The organism is Enterococcus casseliflavus, assembly GCF_029215545.1.
Lineage (GTDB): Bacteria > Bacillota > Bacilli > Lactobacillales > Enterococcaceae > Enterococcus_D > Enterococcus_D casseliflavus.
In genome coordinates this window covers 179,360-198,925 of record NZ_CP119393.1, presented here as the reverse complement: position 1 = coordinate 198,925, position 19,566 = coordinate 179,360, and the positions used below count along the sequence as shown (strand labels likewise).

The window sequence follows — 19,566 nt, the reverse complement described above, 5'->3', positions numbered from 1 at the left end:
TTAATAAATTTATTAGCAATAAAAAAACGTTAGATTATTTTGCGTTTTTTAAATCATGGTGGTATGATAGCACACAGAAAAAGCGCTCGCTATCTACAATTCTGGTATACCAATGTACGGAAATTGTGTTGGAGAAAAGGGGAGGATTATGTGATACCTGATTACTTAAGAAGGGAAATATCTGTTTTATTTTTTATCATAAACAAAGAACAAACAACCACAAAAGAAATTGCCGAAAGCCTGCAGATCACTCCTCGAAAAGTACGTGATACCTTAACCATCATCAACAAGCATTTTGAGGAATTTCATAGCATCAGCAGTTTTATTCTCATAAAAAACTCTGGGATGATAAAAATCAACTCTGAATTTAAAGAACATTCAGTCTCTTCGGCATACTCGCTGAAACTGCAACTATTAAAAAATAATGCAACCTTCAATTATACAGTGTTATTGCTCACTAGAAGCTCACTGAATAAAGATCATATATTAAATGAGCTCTTTATCTCCCCTAGTTACCTAAACATACTAACCCAAAAATTAAATGAGTTTTTCTCAAGTTTTGATTTCCGCATTACAGTTAGGGAAGGCTACTATACTTTAGTTGGAGATGAAATGAATATTCGCTTGTTCTCTTATCTATACTTGCAAGATTCTTTTCATGATTTAGAGTGGCCATTTCAAGATATCTCCCTTCACAGTATTCGCGCATCAGTTCCCGAAGAAATCCTGGAAGAATCTTACAAACGTTCTTTTACAAAAAATAGATCACTTTATATTTTATATGCTATTTTGCAAACAAGAATCCATAGTAATCATCGTTTGGTTCAACCAGAATCCTTATTGACTCGAACTTTGTTTACAATTATTTTTGAAAGTTTTGATGCAGCAGTAATCTTTTAAAAAAACAGCTTCGGATCCCTTGATGATAGTACGAAAAATAACGAGATTCTCTATTTTAATTTTCTTTCCCATCTTTTCATTTCAGACATTATCCCTATAGAAGAAAAGATAAAACTAGGAAAAACTTTTTTCGAATCAGATCATTCTTATTGCACTTTCTCTCGCGACGTTTTGGCAGCTAGTTCTGTTCTAATAAACGACAAACTCTCTGATCAGAACAGGCATCTTGTTCTCTACTATTTAACCTTATTCAACGCTTTTTATTTTTTGATAGGAGATACGATTGACTGCTTCGCCCAACTATTTATTCCACCTTTATTTTTTCGATCAAATGTTCAAAATGACTATATGAATGTCATAAAAAAAACTGTTTCTATCTACACCAAAGATGAAAATCACACCAAATATTTATCAAGTCTGCTCTATACGCTCCACACCGCTAATATAAAGACAGAAGTTACAATCTACTTACAACTAGTAAAAGACTATTCCGCCAGTTTTTATATTGAAAATAGTCTTATGAACTTCTTTAATAAAGAACACATCAATATTACCGATAATTACGAGATAGCCGATATCGTCGTTACTGATACATTAGTGCGATCCGATCCTAAGAAAAAAGTGTTTTATTTGAACTCGATAGAAAATGACGGACGATGGGCTGAGTTACTTTTTCTGATTCAACGTGTTTATTTGGAAAAACAGCACATCCAAAAGGAAAAATTCAGTTTGTAAAGGTTATAGATGTGCATTTTTCTCGGGTACAAATACTCAACATCCAATCTATTCATTCATTGTTAGGAAGAAATTCCTTTTTCAATAAAGCATATGAATTATCTATTGAAGTGATACATCTATAATAGAACGGCTTAGTTCATGCTCATACACTGCTCGTTTTCTTGGTACGATTTTTTCAATATTCTCTTTAAAATTGATACTAATTTCTGAGAGTCTTATGCCAATCATTTTCGATAAATAATAATTTGCGACTATTAGGTTACATTTGTACCTTTAGTTCTGATAAAAATTTATCATACACAAATAAAGTACTTGGGATCCATTCCCAAGTACTTTATTTAATCATTACGATTTATTCGCTTTTCTTTTTTTCCAAAAGAAAATTACACCTACCAATAACACAATTATGAACCCTGTTGCTAATTCAACCATTGATTTACTTTCGTTTGTTTTCGGAAGTGCTTCATGTTTCTTACTATCAGAGTTTATCTTTTTCTGATTCTCTTTCTCTTGTTCTTGTGATGTATGCTCTGAATCATCTGCAGGTTCTTCTGGGCTAGGTTTTTCTTTTACTGTGATGGTGGCCGTTACTGTAATTCCATCATAACTATACGTTACTTTGTAACTACCTGCTTTGCTCGGATCAACTTGACTAGTATCTACTGTCAGGGCTGAAAATGCGACGTCGTTGCCTGCTTTATCTAACGCACCATCGAAATTATCTTCTGCTTCCCAGTTATCTCCCACATAGATCGTAGAATCATGGACATTGACGGCTGTCATTTTTTCTTTGACCGTAATAATCGCTGTACTGGTTATACCATTATACGTGTAGGTAACTTCGAAAGTTCCTGCTTTACTCATATCTGCTTGACTCGCATCAACCGTTAGGGCTGAAAACGCCACGTCATTCCCATCTTTGTCTAACGCACTGTCGAAGTTATCCTCTGCTTCCCAATTATCTCCCACATAAATCGTAGAATCATGAACGTTGACTGCGGTCATTTTTTCTTTGACCGTAATAATCGCTGTACTGGTTATACCATCATACGTGTAGGTAACTTCGAAAGTTCCTACTTTACTTGTATCTGCTTGACTCGCATCAACCGTAAGATCTGAAAGTGCAACGTCGTTGCCATCTTTATCTAACGCACTATCAAAATTATCTTTTGCTTCCCAGTTATCTCCCACATAGATCGTGGAATCGTGGACATTGACGGCGGTCATTTTTTCTTTGACTGTAACAATCGCTGTACTCGTTACACCATCATACGTATACGTGACTTCAAAGCTGCCTGCTTTACTTGTATCTGCTTGACTCGCATCAACCGTAAGATCTGAAAGTGCAACGTTGTTGCCATCTTTATCTAACGCACTATCAAAATTATCTTTTGCTTCCCAGTTATCTCCCACATAGATCGTGGAATCGTGGACATTGACGGCGGTCATTTTTTCTTTGACTGTAACAATCGCTGTACTCGTTACACCATCATACGTATACGTGACTTCAAAACTCCCTGCTTTGCTCGTGTCGGCTTTACTAGCATCGACCGTCAGATCTGAAAGTGCAACGTCGTTGCCGTCTTTATCTAACGCATTGTCGAAGTTATCTTCTGCTTCCCAATTGTCTCCCACATAAATCGTAGAATTGTGGACATTGACGGCGGTCATTTTTTCTTTGACCGTAATAATCGCTGTACTGGTTATACCATCATACGTGTAGGTAACTTCGAAAGTTCCTGCTTTACTCATATCTGCTTGACTCGCATCAACCGTAAGATCTGAAAGTGCAACGTCGTTGCCATCTTTATCTAACGCACTGTCGAAGTTATCTTCTGCTTCCCAGGTTTCGCCCACATAAATCGTGGAGTCATGTACATTGACTGCGGTTTGATTCGCTTTGACAATAATCGTAGCCGTACTAGTCACGCCGTCATAGCGATAATTCACTTGATATGTCCCCGGAGTGTTGGTATTTACGCTGCCTTCTACCGTTATATCTTGAAAGTCTAACGAATTACCATCTTTATCCAAGGCACTATCGAAATTATCTTCTGCTTGCCAGCTATCTCCCACGTAGATCGTAGAATCATGGACGTTCACCGCAGTTTGTTTTTCTTTGACTGTAACAACCGCTGTATTCGTCACACCGTCATACGTATAAGTGACTTTAAAGCTACCTGCTTTACTTGTATCTGCTTGACTAGCATCGACCGTTAGGGCTGAAAAATCAACATCGTGGCCATCTTTGTCTAATGCACTCTCAAAATTATCCTCTGCTTGCCATGGATCACCCACATAGATTATTGAATCAGAGACATTTATAGCGGTCAGCCGAGGCTTGACAACTATTGTTGCATCCTTGGTTAGATTATTGAGAGTATAACTAACCGTATAAGTACCCGCTGTCTGTGTGTCTACTGTACCAGAAACAATCCCGCCATTTGCCAAAAATTCCTCATAGGTTAGCTGTTTTCCTTCTTTTGATGAAGCTTCGATAAAGTTATCTACTGGTGACCATGTTTCCTGTGTATAAATAGTACTATCTTTAATCAAAATATCGGTATAATCAATTTGTGCTTTCTGATAAACATAGGTAACGGTAAACTCACCACGTTTAAATTTTCCAATAGCATCGACAGGTAACTTACTTGTATCTAGCTCATATCCAGGAATTTCTGGAATATAGTCACTAGTTGAAACGTCATAGGGCTGATTTGTACTATCATCAATTCGACGTGAAGGGTAGATTTCATTACCTGATTCATCTACATACTTAATGGTTAAGTGACTGTTTGTAAAACGGATATTGTACGTACCTGTAAATAGGTCATTCCCGTTAGCATCCTTATAAGGAATAACTACAGTAAAACCGAGAAAATTAAAACCCTCAAGCCCCCATCCCTGGAGGAAACTATCCCATGATATATGCAATGGATTTACACCTATTACTGGATTATTATGTGATGATCCTAGGACAAGAAATTTTTCATTTGATTTATACTCGTAAAAATTACCATAATCGCCACCCAATGTAAGACGAAAATATAGCTCATCCTGCTTATACTCTTCAGGGATTGGTAAATCTACATCCAATGAAATATATTTTAAAGGATCATATTCGACTGTTAAATCATAAGTGAACGTCTCTGAAGCTTCCGTTGGAGTCATAAGCATCTTCGAGTCTTTTTTATGTATTTGATTCTGGTCAGCATTATCTGTCATACTTTCGCTCGTATCGGATTCAGATGACTGGCTATCGGATAGTTCTTTACTATTATTCGCTTGCTCCTCATTACTAGCAGCATTATCTTCTTGACTGCTTGACGTTTCATTCTCCAAAAGGTTTTCCTTTGTTTCACTTTCAGAAAGTACATCTTTGTTATCAGGCGTCTGTTCCTGATTTTCACTTTTTTCAAAGCTATTCAAAGATTCCGATAAAAGATTGCCAGCTTCTTGTTCTTGAGCGGGTGCTATTCCAAGCGTATCTGTCAATGCTTGTACTGGATTCATTACAATTGACCCAAACAATAATCCAACTAAAAAAAGGTGCATATGTTTATTTTTCATTTTTTTCTCCTCGTTTCGATTTAACAAACGGCATCTTAGCATTAAATTACGCATTTTAATTTATTAAAAAAACCACCTAACTATGGTTATTACATAAAATTATTTGCTAAATGCTATGGTTTATAATGTGTATCTTAAAAGTGCGTAACCTACAATTCAAAGGGCCTTACTATCGATTATTTCTTCATCTTAAACCTCTCATCCATATAATTATTTAATCAAAAACAATAATCGTACTTTTTCTATTATCCTTTTTTTGTGTGTATAGGAATTTCTATTTTTTTCATGGGATTAAAATATTAGAACGGCAGACTTTGGATGCTTCTCACTAGAGAACTGACATTTTGGTATAACAGTGCACGAGAATGGTGTTTTAGAACCATGTATATTGTTTACTTTTTTCATAGGTTCTTGACTGACTGTGTGGTTATCCGACACTATATTGATATCGATTTACTCACACCTAAGGAACGGAGTGAAAAACTGGTATATATTCTTTGATAAAGAAAATATCTATAAACTCCATTAAATTCTCGTTTTTAAAAATGACGGATACAATCGATTTATAACTTCCAATATTATCTTAATTGTGGTGACAGCTCGGAGAATAGCGGTTGTTGGTAAAGAATAGAGAATGTTGTACATTTCTATAAAAAGCGTTTCAAAATAAAAAAAGCACGGTGCGGATTGCCGTGATCTAATTTATTTCTTTACGCTAAAGGAAGATACGTAAATGGGTTGTTACAACATTCGTAAGAATACGCAACGTGACCAACCGCTGTTCAGTTTTTGATTCGTGATTGTTTTTTGTCTCGCTAAAAAAACCTCTCAAATGGATGAGAGGTTTTCGATCTATTGAATACAAATCAATTTACCGATTTATAAATGGCACTTCGTAAAGAATACATAATGCTCTATTCAACTTTTTTCTACATCAACTAAAGTAAATAAAGATCTACAAACACTAACAGTTACTTCTTTTTCATATTCTCTATAGGCACACCCCCTCTAGACAATATTTAAATAAATAACCAGAAAAATGACAAAACAAGTGACGGTCAGTTCGATTATATTTTCTGTACGTCGCGTACGGTTCTTTAAAAAAATACCCGGAGCAGTCGAAGAAAATTGTGAGCGATATTTTTTGGGGATAAAAAATCCTCCTAATATTCCTACTAGGACCAAGTAGAAGGGCCAGTTCGGTGAGATCCCACGATTGAGAAAAGCCATGGCTAATGCAATCACGTAAATCACTACCTGAATAATCGTAATACTGTAAACCTTTTTTAAATCTTTTGACATCGTTGTGCCCCTCCATTTGAAGAAAAATTGATTGTAATAGAAGTGCTATGGCGTAACCGAATTTTGTAATACTGACTGACCAGAAGACGTATCCTTTTCAACCGCATAAACTGTCAATGAAGCGAATCTGCCTCGCATTTGAAAGGCTGTTGTTGGCTGATTCCCTATCCGCTATCTCTCGGTTAACTCATCCCTGAATTTCAGGAATAGCTCTTTCGCTTGTCCTGTACTCATGTTTGTCAGGTCTTTGATTTTCTTGACCATACCAATATCATTTTCGTTTTTTGAAAGCATTTGTCGTGCCATTTCTTCTTTGATTTCTGCTTCTTCTTCCTTCGTTAAATTTCTGACTTCTTTCTTTTTACCAAATAATCCCATCCTGCTCTCTCCTTCTTGTAAAATTTACACGCTTTTTACACTAGTCGTACTGAACCTAAAATGCCGTTTTTCTGTCCATGACTTGATTCCTATACCCTAATCTACCATTTCCGTCGAAATCGAGGAAATGGTTAGTTCTCCTTTTTATTTTTTGGGAAGATATAAAAATAAAACGCGGAGCCAATGATGATCGCTGGCGGCACAGAGATGCTCAATAATTTTAAAGCGGTGGTTAAAAATACTCCTAACTTTTCTTGAATAGAAAGATTCATAATCGTGCTGAAGTCTTGATTGAATGAAGTTACGATCATCGTGACAAAAAAGATCAAGCAAAAACTAATCACCCCATACTTGATGCTTACTTTTAGATCCTCATTGTCTTTCTTAGTTTCTTCCAAAAGTAATGTTTCTAATGAAATATCCAATTCTTCGGCTATTTTGATCATATTTTTTTTGCTAGGGTACGTAGCACCTAACTCCCATTTTGAGATCGTCTTGTCACTTACTTCTAATAATTCTGCTAGCCTACTTTGCGTTAGCTTGTTTTTTTCTCTATATTCTTTCAGCTTCATTGCTAATATCGTTTCTTTCATATCAACCACTCCTCATTCATTTCTACCTTTCATTTTGACATAAAACCTACCATTTAACAGGAATTCTTGAAAAAGAGAGTAGAATAGAGTGGCTTTTTAGCTATTTCTGGCGATTTGCCTGAAACATACTACCGAATCCTTCCTTACAACAATAGTTGCTGTGCATTATAGGAAACCTATTCTGATTACCTTCTAAATATTGTCCAATGAGACACAGTTAAATCAGAAATTAGAAACATGTGCAAATGACTAAAAGAGGGACAAAAACTTCTCAGTTTTGTCCCTCTCTCGTTTTTCAAGAAAATTTGATAATAGTAGATTTTCTCTCTATTAGAATTTTTCAAGCATTCAGTAAATCAATCTTATCCTATAGACAACAAGCTCATCCCTACAAAATGATTTCAGGACTTTCTTTACTTAGCACATAATCATCACCTGTTACGTTAAAATACTCTTGAATCAACAGACTTAATTCTTTGATTGCTTCATTCGCCCGAGCCCGTTGCGTTTCATTGATCGACTCAATGAATAAAACAGCATGGGTGGTCTCTTCTGTTAGCATCGTACGTTGGGCTTCCCGCCAATTCAAGCATCGGCAAATCGCACCTTTCTCATCATAATAAATGACTTCATTTGCCAAGGCTGGGGAGTCAATTTCTGCACCTAAAGGGAAAAAGGATTCGCCGCCTTTTGCAACGCCTAAATGAAGGTCGCCAACGATTGTATCGAGATCTTCTCCACCTAAAGGGACACCATATTTCAAGGAAATACTATTATAGATATCTACTAGGGGATTGATGGGAGAAAATTCTCTGTCTTGATTCACCCGTTTCAACAGTGCTTCGATGGAAGAGCGTACCCCTTTTTTCGTTTTAAATTGCTGAAAAGCACTTCGCCATTCTTGGATCACCTGATTTTCACTGAAGGTATCGGTCGTTAAGTAGCGCTTTGCTTGTTCTTTACTACTTTTTAGCAAGTCAGTAAAAAACGTTTCTTGTGCAGCATCGGCAACATTGTTTATATTTTTTACAACAAGGCAGTTGATTTGTGCTTCTGGAAACAGCGCCCAAAATTCTTGATCGATCATTATTTTCTTCACTTTCTCTACACTCCTACTAAGTTTATTTGAACAACTTCCTGTCCTTTATTTTTCAGGCTCTTTGTTTTTTCAGCAGACATCCTCGTTATATCCTTTTTAACAAAATATCAGCTACCTGTGCTTCCTTTCCTAGGTAACATGAATGTACATTCAATCAGAGCCAATCTCCCTAGCGGCGCTATTCGTTCAATAGTCTCTTTTGATCCCATTCTTGACGTTGACCCAATCAACTTCTACCGAAGATTTTATTTTTGCCAGCATTTCCGCAAGATTTTTTCTTTCTAAAGCAGATAACTGTTGAATCGCTACTTTATTTGAATAGTTATTTTCTCTTATGATTAATTGAACCGCCTGTTTTCCTTTGATGGTTGTGTATAAGTGTTTGATTTTTTTATTTTCTTTGTCTGACTCTTTTAGAATGAACCCATTTTCCTCTAACTTTTTTACTGCCCTGGACAAAGTCGTGCGATCAACTTTGATGAGTTCGGCTAATCGTTCAGGAATAATTCCTTCATTTTCAAATATACGAACTAAGTAAATGTATTGTCCTTTACTGAGTTGAACCTCTTTAAATTCAATATTAGCAATGGATTCCAACATTCTACTGATCGAACCTATCTCACGAAGTATATCCTCCACGAACTATCCCCTCCCTATCTAGCACTATAATAGCTCATTATTGTTGCATATGCAACAATAATGAGCTTGGTTTACTTTTTTACTCACTCTTAGAAAATGGGTGCATGGCATAAGCTTGTTGTTTCTGTTCTCAAAAAAAGCAGGAGAATACCGAGAAAAACTTCTCTGTACTCTCCTTTTACAATCATTCCAAGTAGAAATACTATCCGAATTTCTCCTAATTTCAAAATCAAATTCATAAAGACTGATTGCTTAGTACAACAGGGAATGAACCTACTTCGCTTTCATTTATTTTCCCAGAATCATATAATTCCTTCGCTTTTTGTTTGCTGAGTTTTTCTTCAGCCTTGTCTAACGTAGCTTGATTGGTTAAACCCAAATTGTTATCTAAAATCATGCAAAATCCCCTTAACTTTATGAAATAAATTTATGGAACGATCTCAAGCCTATTATACCGAGAGTTTACCCGCGTATCAAAAACTAAAAAGTTTCTGACCCCTTCCATTATGAATTAAATCAATTTCAAAATTCGCTGGTAATATCTCTTGCTACGGCTGATAGTAGAATTCAAAATTATTTTAGATATTTCTAAAGTCTTGAAAATTCTCTAGTTTTCTATCTTTTAACATGTATAGCTCATCGCAAATATTTGCTACGGAAGCGTCATGTGTCACCATTACAAAGCTCGTATTATTCCATTCAATTCTTTGAAAAATATCTAATACCATTAATTCTGTCTCTGAATCTAGTGAACCAGTTGGTTCATCTGCCAAAATAAGTTTTGGATCAGTAATCAGTGCTCGAGCAATTCCTACTCTTTGTTTTTCACCGCCAGATAAATAGCTAGGGTTCTCAGATAGTAAGTGTGAAATATCTAAGCGCTTTGACATAACATGAACTTTTTTCTCCACATTTTTTTTCTCCACACCTAAATATTTTAGTGGTAAAGCAATATTTTCAAAAACATTCTTACTTTCAATCATCGGATTATCTTGAAATATAAATCCAATATTCCTTAAACGATTGAAGCTTCGCTCATTCGCATTCATACTGCTTAAATTCTTTCCATCAAAAATGATAGCTCCTGTTTCTGCTTTAATCAATCCCGCAATTAGTTTTAACAATGTTGTTTTGCCACTGCCGCTTTTTCCCATGATTGCGACTTTTTGGCCTTCATTTAAAGTTAAGTTAAGATTTTCAAAAAGTTCTTTTTTATTCCGACCATCTTTTATTTGAAGTGCAACGTTTTGAATACTAATCATTTGTAATTCTCCATTTCTTAAGAATTATGGTTACTGAGAGATAAAATAATAAAAATAGTAATAACGCCAGGCATAGTAATGATATCAGAAAGCTACTGGTAACTACCCCTAAGTAATTGGTTATAATCACACTGATAATTACAACACTAGATAAAAGTAATATTTTTTCTCCAAGGAAGTACTGGCGAATTTCTTTTTTTGTAGCACCTAAAAACAAATGTAAATGGTAAACCTTTTTATCACGAAACATTTCTAAGTAAGAAAATACTATCGTTACCGCTATTAATACAACAATTGAAAAATAAGCAACTAGTTTTAGTAACCTATTGTTTTTAGTGATCGTATATAGAATAGAAGATAGATGAAATCCTGATTCTCCTATCAAATCAATTGTACCAACTTGGTAAGGCTGAGAAAGTTCATTCACGAATTTATACATTTGTTCTTGCGATAAAGAATCAGGCACCTGATAGTATCCATTAATTCCGTTTAAAAAATGTTTTTGAAAAAATGAAAAATCTTCTTTATTTAGTTGTTGGGGAGCCTTTTCGATGAAAGGAAGAATAATACGATCATCTAATACATAATCATCATACTCATTAAAAACAATTCTTTCCCCTTTTTCAACAAAACCGATTACTTTAGCTTCGAAATTCTTAAATAAATAAGAAATTTGAATTTTGTCTCCAACAGAAAAGTATTCTGAATAATTGTCTCCTAATATCACCGAAATTTTATTGTCATTGTATTGATAATCCTCTTGTGAGAACAAATTTCCTTGTGATAACCTAAGTTTAAAACGTTGAAGCACCTTATTGTTTATTTGCAGTGATTTATATGGAATTTCATCACTACTCATATTATCAATAACATTAACAATATGTTCATAGTTATCAATAAACTGAGTATCCAAATTGTTTTCCTCTAAATAGTTTATACCTTGGCTTCCAATCACTTGGTATTCTCCTATTGTGCTTCCCAATAATTCGTTATACATAGACGAGAGGTAATTTACACTCTGAAGATTTTTTAAAAAGTTCTCTTCGTCTTCTCCAATTAGATTATCAACTAACTTGAACGTTTTAGTATCTCCAGTGGAGATCCTTTTCTCTTCATTACTATTTTCTTGTGACATAACATTAGAAACTGAAAGTGTTAGAAATGAAAACAACAAAAACAAACTGTAGAAAAATAACAAATGTTTTTTTCGTTTAACAGATTCAAAAATCTCTGACAGATAATTACTAAATTTCATCAAGCTTCCTCCAATTTCTCAAGAAAAGAAGAATAAATAGGGTAGCTGCACTACATATGATAAGAAACTGAGAAGATATATAATTAGTTGTAAATGAATGTATCGAATCATAAATATATTTTTTAAAAGGAAAATATAGAATAGTTAAAACTAGAACACTCTCAACCAACCATACAGCTAATAACTGTTTTATCTCTTCTATAAGAACCGTATTTCTAGATATCCCTATAATTTTTTTTAAATAATTTGTAGATTGAGATAAAGTAAGATAGAAAAATATACAAATTCCTACCCCTAACAAGCAGAGTATTTGAAAAGAATAGCGCAACAAATTATTATTGCCTTCTGTATTTTTCGCATTATATATTTTGGTATCATCGGAATACGTAATGGCGGAAATATCATTGATCAAATGTTTTTTTACTTTTTCCATCGCTGATTCATTTGAGTTAATTTGATAAACACCTTGAGTTTGAGTTCCTTCCAGTGAATCAATGTTAATTAAAGCCGTTTTGTTTAAATTTTTTGAATAGGATCCGTCTAATACGCCAATGACTTCGTAATTTTTTCCTTCAATATTTACATTGTTTTTATTTTTAGAAGCCAATTCTTTTCCGACAATCGCTCTGTTCTTCCCATCATAGAAATCTTCTTTAACAAAGTTTCTCCCCTCAGAAAGTGGAAGATACCAGTCGTAGTTAGTATAGATTGCTTTATAGTAAAAATTACTTTCTAAATTTTTTACAACAAGCATTTTCTTTTGATCACCTAGCAAATTTCCCCATGTTTCGGAAGATAGATTATTATTAACAATAAGACGTACTGACTCTTTAGACGTAAAATTATTGGAAACAAAGTCTAAATTACTTTGATAAAAAAAATAAAAAAAGGAAAAAGCATTTATGAGTGTTGCAATCAGAAAAATTAGATTTGTTACGAAAAAAAGTGTTCTTTTCAAAAAATTCCCTCTTTTCTCTTTCCTAATGTTAGCATAACCTTTGGCGCTTATTGAATTAATCGGCCTAAATAAATATACCCAACTTCAAGAGTTGGGTATCCTAATTCGAACATTAGATTTTTTTAGCAATCAGCTTCCCCAGTAAGTATAAGTTACTAGATCTCGAACCCCTGTTGCTTCAGCATATGAATAAGCTTGCCCGTATTTTCTTCCCGAATCTACACGTACATCTTTAAGTATAGGGGCTTTTAGCTGCACACGAGAATAGTGGTAAACATTACGCCAGTAAGTCTCAGCCCATCCAGTTTTTTGTCGGGTAGTAACATTCTTGTTCCCACTATTATGATAGAAATCTTTTGCTCTTGCTGAAATTAAAGAGTTTGCATTTGTTGGTTTGTTTCCAAACTCCCCTTCTCCTTCTATCCAGCCACCAGAAAACTCAGACGTAGCTTCTGACGCTACAGCGGAATTGGGTTGATACGCAATAATACCTAATGATACAACACCAACTAAAAATAATCCTTTGATACTTTTTTTAGCAACACTAATCATTTCCATTATTTCCTCCTTGCACATTATATTTTATTCATTATTTCATAATAAAACGATATCATATAAAAACATTAAAAGTCAATAACAAAATACAAATAAGTTTATTCAATAAATTTATAAAACACACTATTTATGAAACGATTCGGTTTAAAAATAGCATTATATATAAATTCAGCTAAATTCTATAGTTTCTTTCAGTGCTTAACTTTATGATATGTCTAACAGCTGAAATTATGGTATCTTGAGCAAAAATTGTTTTCAGGGTTTCTATTTTTTTATCTGTCGTATTTGTAGACAAGACGATCATTTTTTCTAAAAAAGAAAAATTCCTTCTGTTTGCAATAGAAGGAATAAAGTAGTATTAGATTTCTTACCAAACTCTGTAACTCCATGTATAATAATAAGTGTCAAACCAAAGTCCTCTTTTGATACTGGTAGTAGTTCTCCCTGATTCTGAAACACCATTAGTGAACCAAATACTTCTCCAAGTTAGGACGGTTACCCCTCCCCAAACGTCCATTTTTTCTCTGCCCTTACATCAAGAAATCCCCATTCCTCACCCTTCCTCCTCCCAAGACAGCTCATCCAAGATCCTAATCAACTTCTGGACTTCTTGATTCAACATCGCACTCTTTAAATAGGCATATTGAATATAAAAGATTTCCTTATCTTCAGGGACCAATGGTATTTTCACTAAGCCTTCCATTTCTTGAAACACGGGAAATTCCGTCATCAAGGTAATGCCGATATTGGAACTGACCAGCTGGCCAATCGTCTGGACGTCTGAAAAATAAAAGGGGACTTCTGGCTTCTTCTTTGATTTCTCACTTAAATTCTGAAAGGCCCGCATATGGGTATAGCCTTTTTCCAATAGGATAAAGGGATATTCGGCAGCTTCTTCGAATGAGATTTCCTTTTTTTCTGCCAATGGGTTTTCTTTTGACACAAAGATAAAAAACTCTTGTTGATGCAGCAACTTCACCTGCAGATTCGGGTGGACGAGGGGATTGACACTGCCCAGCAAGCTAAAATCGATTTTTCCTGATAATAGTTTCGAAAGCAATTCATTGGATCCCCCAGATACTAAGTGGAAATTCGAAATAAAGCGGATGATCTCTTTTTCATCTAAGAGTTTTGAAAAGACTTTGGAACGAATGATTGGCGGCAAACCGATGTGGGTCCGATTGTTTTTAGCATGGTCGATGGCTCGGTCCAAGGTCACAAATTCATCTAAGATATATTGCGCATGAGCCTTCAAAATTTCCCCCTCTGTCGTCAATGAGATGGAGCGATGAGAGGCTTCTCGAGCGATCAAATCACAGCCATAATGCTCTTCCAAGCGTTTGATAGCGTAGCTGACGGTTGGTTGACTGACAGCAAATTTATGCGCCACTTGCGTAAAAGAAAGCATCTCTGCCAAAGCGTTAAAGTATTCTAAATCTCGTATGTTCATCGTCTGATTTCTCCCTTAGCCGATTCAAGCTCGCATCGGTTTTGTTATAAATAATTTTTATTATACCACCGATAGTTGACTATAATTCTGTCCGAGGATTAAAGTAGCTAATGGAAATGAACGAGTACTCAAAATATATCCATTGGAGGAACATAATGAAAGCACATGACATTTTAAATAACCCATTTTTAAACAAAGGAACCGCGTTTACGCAAGAAGAACGAAAAGAACTAGGGTTGATCGGTTTATTGCCCCCTCACGTGCAAACGATCGAAGAACAAGCAGAACAAGCCTATTTGCAATATGTCACCAAAGAATCCGACATTGAAAAACGTCACTTTTTAATGGAGATCTTTAATACCAATCGGACATTGTTCTACTATTTGTTCAACCAACATATCGTTGAATTCAATCCGATCGTCTACGATCCAACGATTGCTGATACCATTGAAAATTACAGCCGCCTATTCGTTGATCCTCAATATGCAGCATACTTAGATATCAATCATCCAGAAAACATCGAAGAAACGTTGAAAAACGCCGCTGGCGATCGGGACATTCGCTTGATCGTAGCCACAGATGCTGAAGGAATTCTTGGGATTGGTGACTGGGGTGTCCAAGGTGTCGATATTTCTGTCGGTAAATTGATGATTTATACAGCAGCTGCTGGGATCGACCCTGCTTCTGTTTTACCAATCGTGATCGATGCTGGGACCAACCGTAAAGAATTGTTAGAGGATCATTTGTATCTAGGCAATCGTCAAGAACGTGTCTACGGTGATGCTTACTACCAATTCATCGATCAATTTGTTCAAACGGCAGAATCATTGTTCCCTAAACTTTACTTGCATTGGGAAGACTTTGGCCGTTCAAATGCTGCAACGATTTTGGACAAATACAAACAATCGATTCCAACTTTCAATGATGATATCCAAGGAACGGGAATCGTTGTACTGGGCGGTATCTTCGGCGCATTAGATATTACAGGTGAAAAATTAACGGATCAAGTCTACTTATGTTATGGCGGTGGTTCCGCTGGTGCTGGGATTGCCAGTCGAGTCCATGCCGAAATGGTCAGCGAAGGTCTTTCAGAAGAAGAAGCCTACAATCATTTCTTTATGGTTGACAAACAAGGGCTTTTGTTCGATGATATGTCCGATTTGACTCCTGCACAAAAACCATTTGCCAAAAAACGGGCTGACTTTGCCAATGTTGGCGATATGACGCAATTGATCAATGTCATTAAAGTCGCAAAACCAACGATTTTGGTCGGTACTTCAACCAATGCCGGTGCCTTTACCAAAGAAGTTGTGGAAGCGATGTGTGAAAACACAGCTCGTCCAGTGATTTTCCCTATCTCTAATCCAACCAAAAAATTAGAAGCAACGGCTGAACAAGTAATCGAATGGTCTGATGGAAAAGCCTTTGTGGCAACCGGTGTCCCTTCAGGAACGATCCAATACAAAGGAGTCGACTACCAAATCGGTCAAGCAAACAACGCCTTGATCTATCCTGGTCTAGGGTTAGGTATGTTGGCTTCAGAAGCCTCTCTCTTGACCGACGAAATGATTGGTGCCGCTGCTCACTCATTAAGTGGTTTGGTTGATTTGAGCCAACCCGGTGCACCTGTTCTCCCACCATTTGAATACGTTGCGGACGTTTCTATCAAAGTGGCTGAAGCAGTTGCCAATAAAGCCAAAGAACAAGGACTAGCCCAAGCGCAAGAAACCGATATGGCAAAAGCTGTCCAAAATCTTAAATGGTATCCAACATACTAGGAAGGTCTGAAAAATGAATAAATTAAAAACGATGACGATTTCGGGAATTAGTCTTCCCTTGTATCTCTTTTTCATGGTTGTCATATTCAGTGCGATTGCCTTAGACAAGTTGCCATTAAATATGGTTGGGATCACCATTTTACTGGTTGCCTTAGGACACCTGCTGTATTTCATTGGGGAAAAACTCCCGATCATGAATTCTTATCTTGGCGGCGGGTCAGTTTTTACCCTGCTTGGTGCCACCCTTTTAGCCTCCTTCCATCTCGTACCCACGAAAGTCATTGACGCGGTCAGTGACTTCATGGGGGGCGGTTTTGGCTTTCTTGATTTCTATATTGCCGCTTTGATTTGCGGCTCGATTTTAGGGATGAACCGTAATTTGTTGGTGAAAGCTTCTACGAAATTCATTCCCGTTGCTTTGATCACTATGGTAGTAGGCTTTTTCTCCGTCGGCCTTGTCGGTATGCTGCTAGGCAATGGCTTTGCTGATTCGGTGATGTATGTATCTCTACCAATGATGTCTGGCGGGATGGGAGCGGGAATCACCCCACTTTCACAAATTTATGCCGATGGCTTGGCAAACGGCAATCAAGCTGCCATCTTTTCTCAATTAGCGCCAGCAGTTACTTTCGGGAATATTCTTGCCATTATTGGTGCTTTATTTATCGCCAAAGCTTTTGCTAAAACCAAATACAATGGCCATGGCACCTTGATTAATGCCACGAAAGAAGAATTAGAAAAACCAAAAATTACGCTTGATGCCCAACAAATCGGGGTCGGGATGCTCTTTTCCTTCTCACTGTTGGTCGTTGGTGCGATTTTAAGTGACTTTTTCCCTAAAATTCACGAGTATGCCTTTATGATCGTGATTGTCTTTATTCTGAAAGCCTTGAACATTGTCCCTAAGAAACTTGAAGATTCTGTGGTGATGTTCAACAATGTTGTGATGACGAATTTGACCCATGCGGTCTTGGCGGGGATTGGTTTGGCATTGATTGATCTGTCAACATTGGCATCTGCCTTTACTTGGCAATTTGTCGTGCTTTGCCTAACCAGTGTCGTATCTATGGGGGCTGCCAGCTGGTTCTTCGGGATGGTATTGGGGATGTACCCCGTTGAAACCGCAATTGGCGCCGGTATGATCAACAACTCCATGGGGGGAACAGGCAATATCGCTGTATTGTCTGCCTCTGATAGAATGGAAATGATTGCTTTTGCCCAAATGGCCAACCGTTTATGTGGTGCGATCGTGCTGATTTTAGGTGGGATCTTGATCCGTTTCTTCTATTCTTGATCTAAAACAAAAAAACAGGTGCTGCTGTGCATGACGCATAGCAGCACTTTTTTGCATTTATCAAACGAATTCGGCCAATTGGTTGCACGAATCAAACAAAGGTCCAATCATTTCCTCATAAAAGAGTCAAAAAGAGCAGTGCCTCCGCACTGCTCTTGCTTTACTGATTCATTCAAGGGTTACAGCTTCTTAAACAAGGTTGGTGCTTGATCAGGAGACCATGTTGTGTCCCCGTAATTTGAGTGGGTGTTGATCACGACATAGTTGCTGCCTTTATGGCTCACGTTTTCACCGCTTGTATACACTTCTGGTGAAGAGAAAGTACCTAGTTTCCACACACGGTATTCTGACTCCCCGCCTCCAGGTGTTTCCGTTTCTTCTTTGGTATTGGTTTTCACGCTCAGCTGGTTACTAAAGGCGGATTGTTCGCCCGTTTTGCTGATTGCTTTGATTTGGTAATTGTAGGTTGTATCCGCTGCTAGATTCGTGTCTTCATAGGTTGTTCCTGTGGCTGTAGCGATTTTGACGCCATTGCGGTAAACATCATATCCAGCGATCCCATTTGTATGAGTGGATGCTTGCCACATTAAGGACACGCTGCTGTCTGTCACACTCATTTGGTGTAGGTTTCCTGGTGTCGAAGGGGTTTCGACTTGATTGTCTGCTGAGGTAGTCACTTTCACTGCAGCACTTTTTTCTGAAACTAACGCCGTAAAGCCGACTGCTTCTACTTGATAGCTATAGGTCGTGTTGGCTTTTAATTGCGTGTCGGTAAAGGTTGGCTCAGTAGTCGTTGCCACTAAGGCACCATCACGATACACGTTGTATTCTTTCGCATCGGTTTGACCGTTCCATGCTAAAGCCACCGTGCTGCTAGTCACTCGTTCTGATCGGACATTTGCCGGTGCTGCTGGTTTTTCAGGAATGACTGTTGAACCAGAAACGTTAACGTCGATCACGTTATAAAAGGCATTTGGCGTATCGGCAACATCCCAGACCGCTAAAATGACATGGTAACCGAGACGATTTTCTGGAATGGTAATGGTATGGCTTGGGCTATTGCTGGCAGCCGATCCATCGTGATTCACAGTAGCGATCAATTCCAAGCTATCTCTTGAAAGTGGCGCGTTTTGATCCCATCCTGGTTTCGTGATATAGTAATGCCATTTTGTGGTCTTGTGAGGCGCTGTATAATGCCAGTTGACCCGCAATGGTCCTTGATTGATGTCTTGTTTGGTCCAACGATTGGTTCCTTGTTCATCAAGAACAAAGTCCCCGATTTGTCCGAGTCCACCATCTGCCGAAGCGATGCGACCATCTACTGGTCCTGCTTCTGGAAAGCCTTTTTTGGTTTCCAATGATTGTGGGTTTGAAATGACATTGCCATATTTTTCAAACGCAGCGCTCCACCCTAACGTATTGCGATCCAAAGACCCTTGATAGCCCCGACTGATCGGTGATTCCACATAACCATGAGCAAATACTTGTTTCCCCGTGAAGAACAAGGTCCCTCCAAGTAAGATTGCCACCCCGACCGACCATTTTACCAATGCGTTTTTCATACTCTGCCTCCTAAAATTTTTTATCATCGAATAAACCAAACTTATCAGTTTATTCCTTGATTCCGATTCAGTGAAAAGCAAACCCTCTATTTAAAAATAGTTTATTTATATATGTATGATAAACGACTAAATCATTATAAGATTATAATGACTAGTTTTCCGTCCTTTCAGTGAGAAATACAAAAAAACTTGAAACGATTCTCCTCCTAATCGCTTAAGAGGATTCGTTCCAA

The 19,566-nt window shown here is 37.0% G+C and carries 15 protein-coding genes and 1 pseudogene; 3 read left to right on the top strand and 13 right to left on the bottom strand.

What is annotated here, in order from left to right; genetic code table 11:
* The first annotated feature begins 150 nt into the window (after positions 1-150).
* Entirely contained in the window at positions 151-900 is a 750-nt protein-coding gene (locus P0G38_RS00910; RefSeq protein WP_217634956.1) for a helix-turn-helix domain-containing protein, read from the top strand.
* 1,083 nt (positions 901-1,983) lie between these two features.
* Here the strand turns inward: P0G38_RS00910 and P0G38_RS00905 are convergent.
* The 12 genes and pseudogenes from P0G38_RS00905 to P0G38_RS00850 all read right to left on the bottom strand — a co-directional run bounded on the left by P0G38_RS00905 (position 1,984) and on the right by P0G38_RS00850 (position 14,699).
* A complete protein-coding gene (locus P0G38_RS00905) occupies positions 1,984-5,208 on the bottom strand; it encodes a bacterial Ig-like domain-containing protein (RefSeq protein WP_275853667.1) in 3,225 nt (1,074 codons plus the stop codon).
* A 1,008-nt stretch (positions 5,209-6,216) separates the two neighbouring features.
* Positions 6,217-6,510 carry a hypothetical protein gene (locus P0G38_RS00900; protein WP_074536226.1) on the bottom strand — a complete coding sequence of 98 codons (294 nt, stop codon included), beginning with the start codon at positions 6,508-6,510 and terminating at the stop codon, positions 6,217-6,219.
* Positions 6,511-6,681: 171 nt separating this feature from the next.
* A complete protein-coding gene (locus tag P0G38_RS00895; RefSeq protein ID WP_005230526.1) occupies positions 6,682-6,888 on the bottom strand; it encodes a hypothetical protein in 207 nt (68 codons plus the stop codon).
* Between the two features lie 131 nt (positions 6,889-7,019).
* Entirely contained in the window at positions 7,020-7,481 is a 462-nt protein-coding gene (locus tag P0G38_RS00890) for a helix-turn-helix domain-containing protein (protein ID WP_010748922.1), read from the bottom strand.
* Positions 7,482-7,869: 388 nt separating this feature from the next.
* Positions 7,870-8,580 carry a B3/B4 domain-containing protein gene (locus P0G38_RS00885; protein WP_010748921.1) on the bottom strand — a complete coding sequence of 237 codons (711 nt, stop codon included), beginning with the start codon at positions 8,578-8,580 and terminating at the stop codon, positions 7,870-7,872.
* A gap of 186 nt (positions 8,581-8,766) precedes the next feature.
* Positions 8,767-9,219 (bottom strand): MarR family winged helix-turn-helix transcriptional regulator, encoded by a 453-nt coding sequence (locus P0G38_RS00880; protein ID WP_010748920.1) that lies wholly within the window; start codon positions 9,217-9,219, stop codon positions 8,767-8,769.
* 265 nt (positions 9,220-9,484) lie between these two features.
* A pseudogene (locus P0G38_RS00875) lies at positions 9,485-9,616 on the bottom strand (mobilization/cell filamentation-like protein); the annotation flags it as partial.
* A 181-nt stretch (positions 9,617-9,797) separates the two neighbouring features.
* Positions 9,798-10,481, bottom strand: coding sequence for an ABC transporter ATP-binding protein (locus tag P0G38_RS00870; RefSeq protein WP_010748918.1), 684 nt, complete (start codon positions 10,479-10,481; stop codon positions 9,798-9,800).
* Complete coding sequence (locus P0G38_RS00865; RefSeq protein ID WP_074536228.1) at positions 10,474-11,736, bottom strand: ABC transporter permease family protein; 1,263 nt, start codon at positions 11,734-11,736, stop codon at positions 10,474-10,476. Before P0G38_RS00865 ends, P0G38_RS00870 begins: the two co-directional genes overlap by 8 nt.
* The gene (locus P0G38_RS00860) at positions 11,726-12,694 is read right to left on the bottom strand and encodes an ABC transporter permease (RefSeq protein ID WP_010748916.1); all 969 of its coding nucleotides are present in this window, start codon (positions 12,692-12,694) and stop codon (positions 11,726-11,728) included. The genes P0G38_RS00865 and P0G38_RS00860 overlap by 11 nt, the downstream gene beginning before the upstream one ends.
* A 129-nt stretch (positions 12,695-12,823) precedes the next feature.
* Entirely contained in the window at positions 12,824-13,252 is a 429-nt protein-coding gene (locus P0G38_RS00855) for a hypothetical protein (protein WP_074536230.1), read from the bottom strand.
* 550 nt (positions 13,253-13,802) lie between these two features.
* Positions 13,803-14,699: a LysR family transcriptional regulator gene (locus P0G38_RS00850; protein WP_074536231.1), complete on the bottom strand. Its 897-nt coding sequence runs from the start codon at positions 14,697-14,699 to the stop codon at positions 13,803-13,805.
* A gap of 116 nt (positions 14,700-14,815) precedes the next feature.
* Between P0G38_RS00850 and P0G38_RS00845 the strand changes: the two genes are divergently transcribed.
* Together P0G38_RS00845 and P0G38_RS00840 are read left to right on the top strand one after the other, a co-directional pair.
* The gene (locus P0G38_RS00845) at positions 14,816-16,477 is read left to right on the top strand and encodes a malolactic enzyme (protein WP_276526192.1); all 1,662 of its coding nucleotides are present in this window, start codon (positions 14,816-14,818) and stop codon (positions 16,475-16,477) included.
* Positions 16,478-16,490: 13 nt separating this feature from the next.
* On the top strand, positions 16,491-17,771 hold the full coding sequence (locus tag P0G38_RS00840) for a 2-hydroxycarboxylate transporter family protein (RefSeq protein WP_005230514.1): 1,281 nt from the start codon (positions 16,491-16,493) through the stop codon (positions 17,769-17,771).
* Positions 17,772-17,950: 179 nt separating this feature from the next.
* On the opposite strand, the gene P0G38_RS00835 is transcribed toward P0G38_RS00840, so the two are convergent.
* Complete coding sequence (locus tag P0G38_RS00835) at positions 17,951-19,333, bottom strand: lytic polysaccharide monooxygenase (RefSeq protein ID WP_074536235.1); 1,383 nt, start codon at positions 19,331-19,333, stop codon at positions 17,951-17,953.
* Positions 19,334-19,566 lie beyond the last annotated feature (233 nt).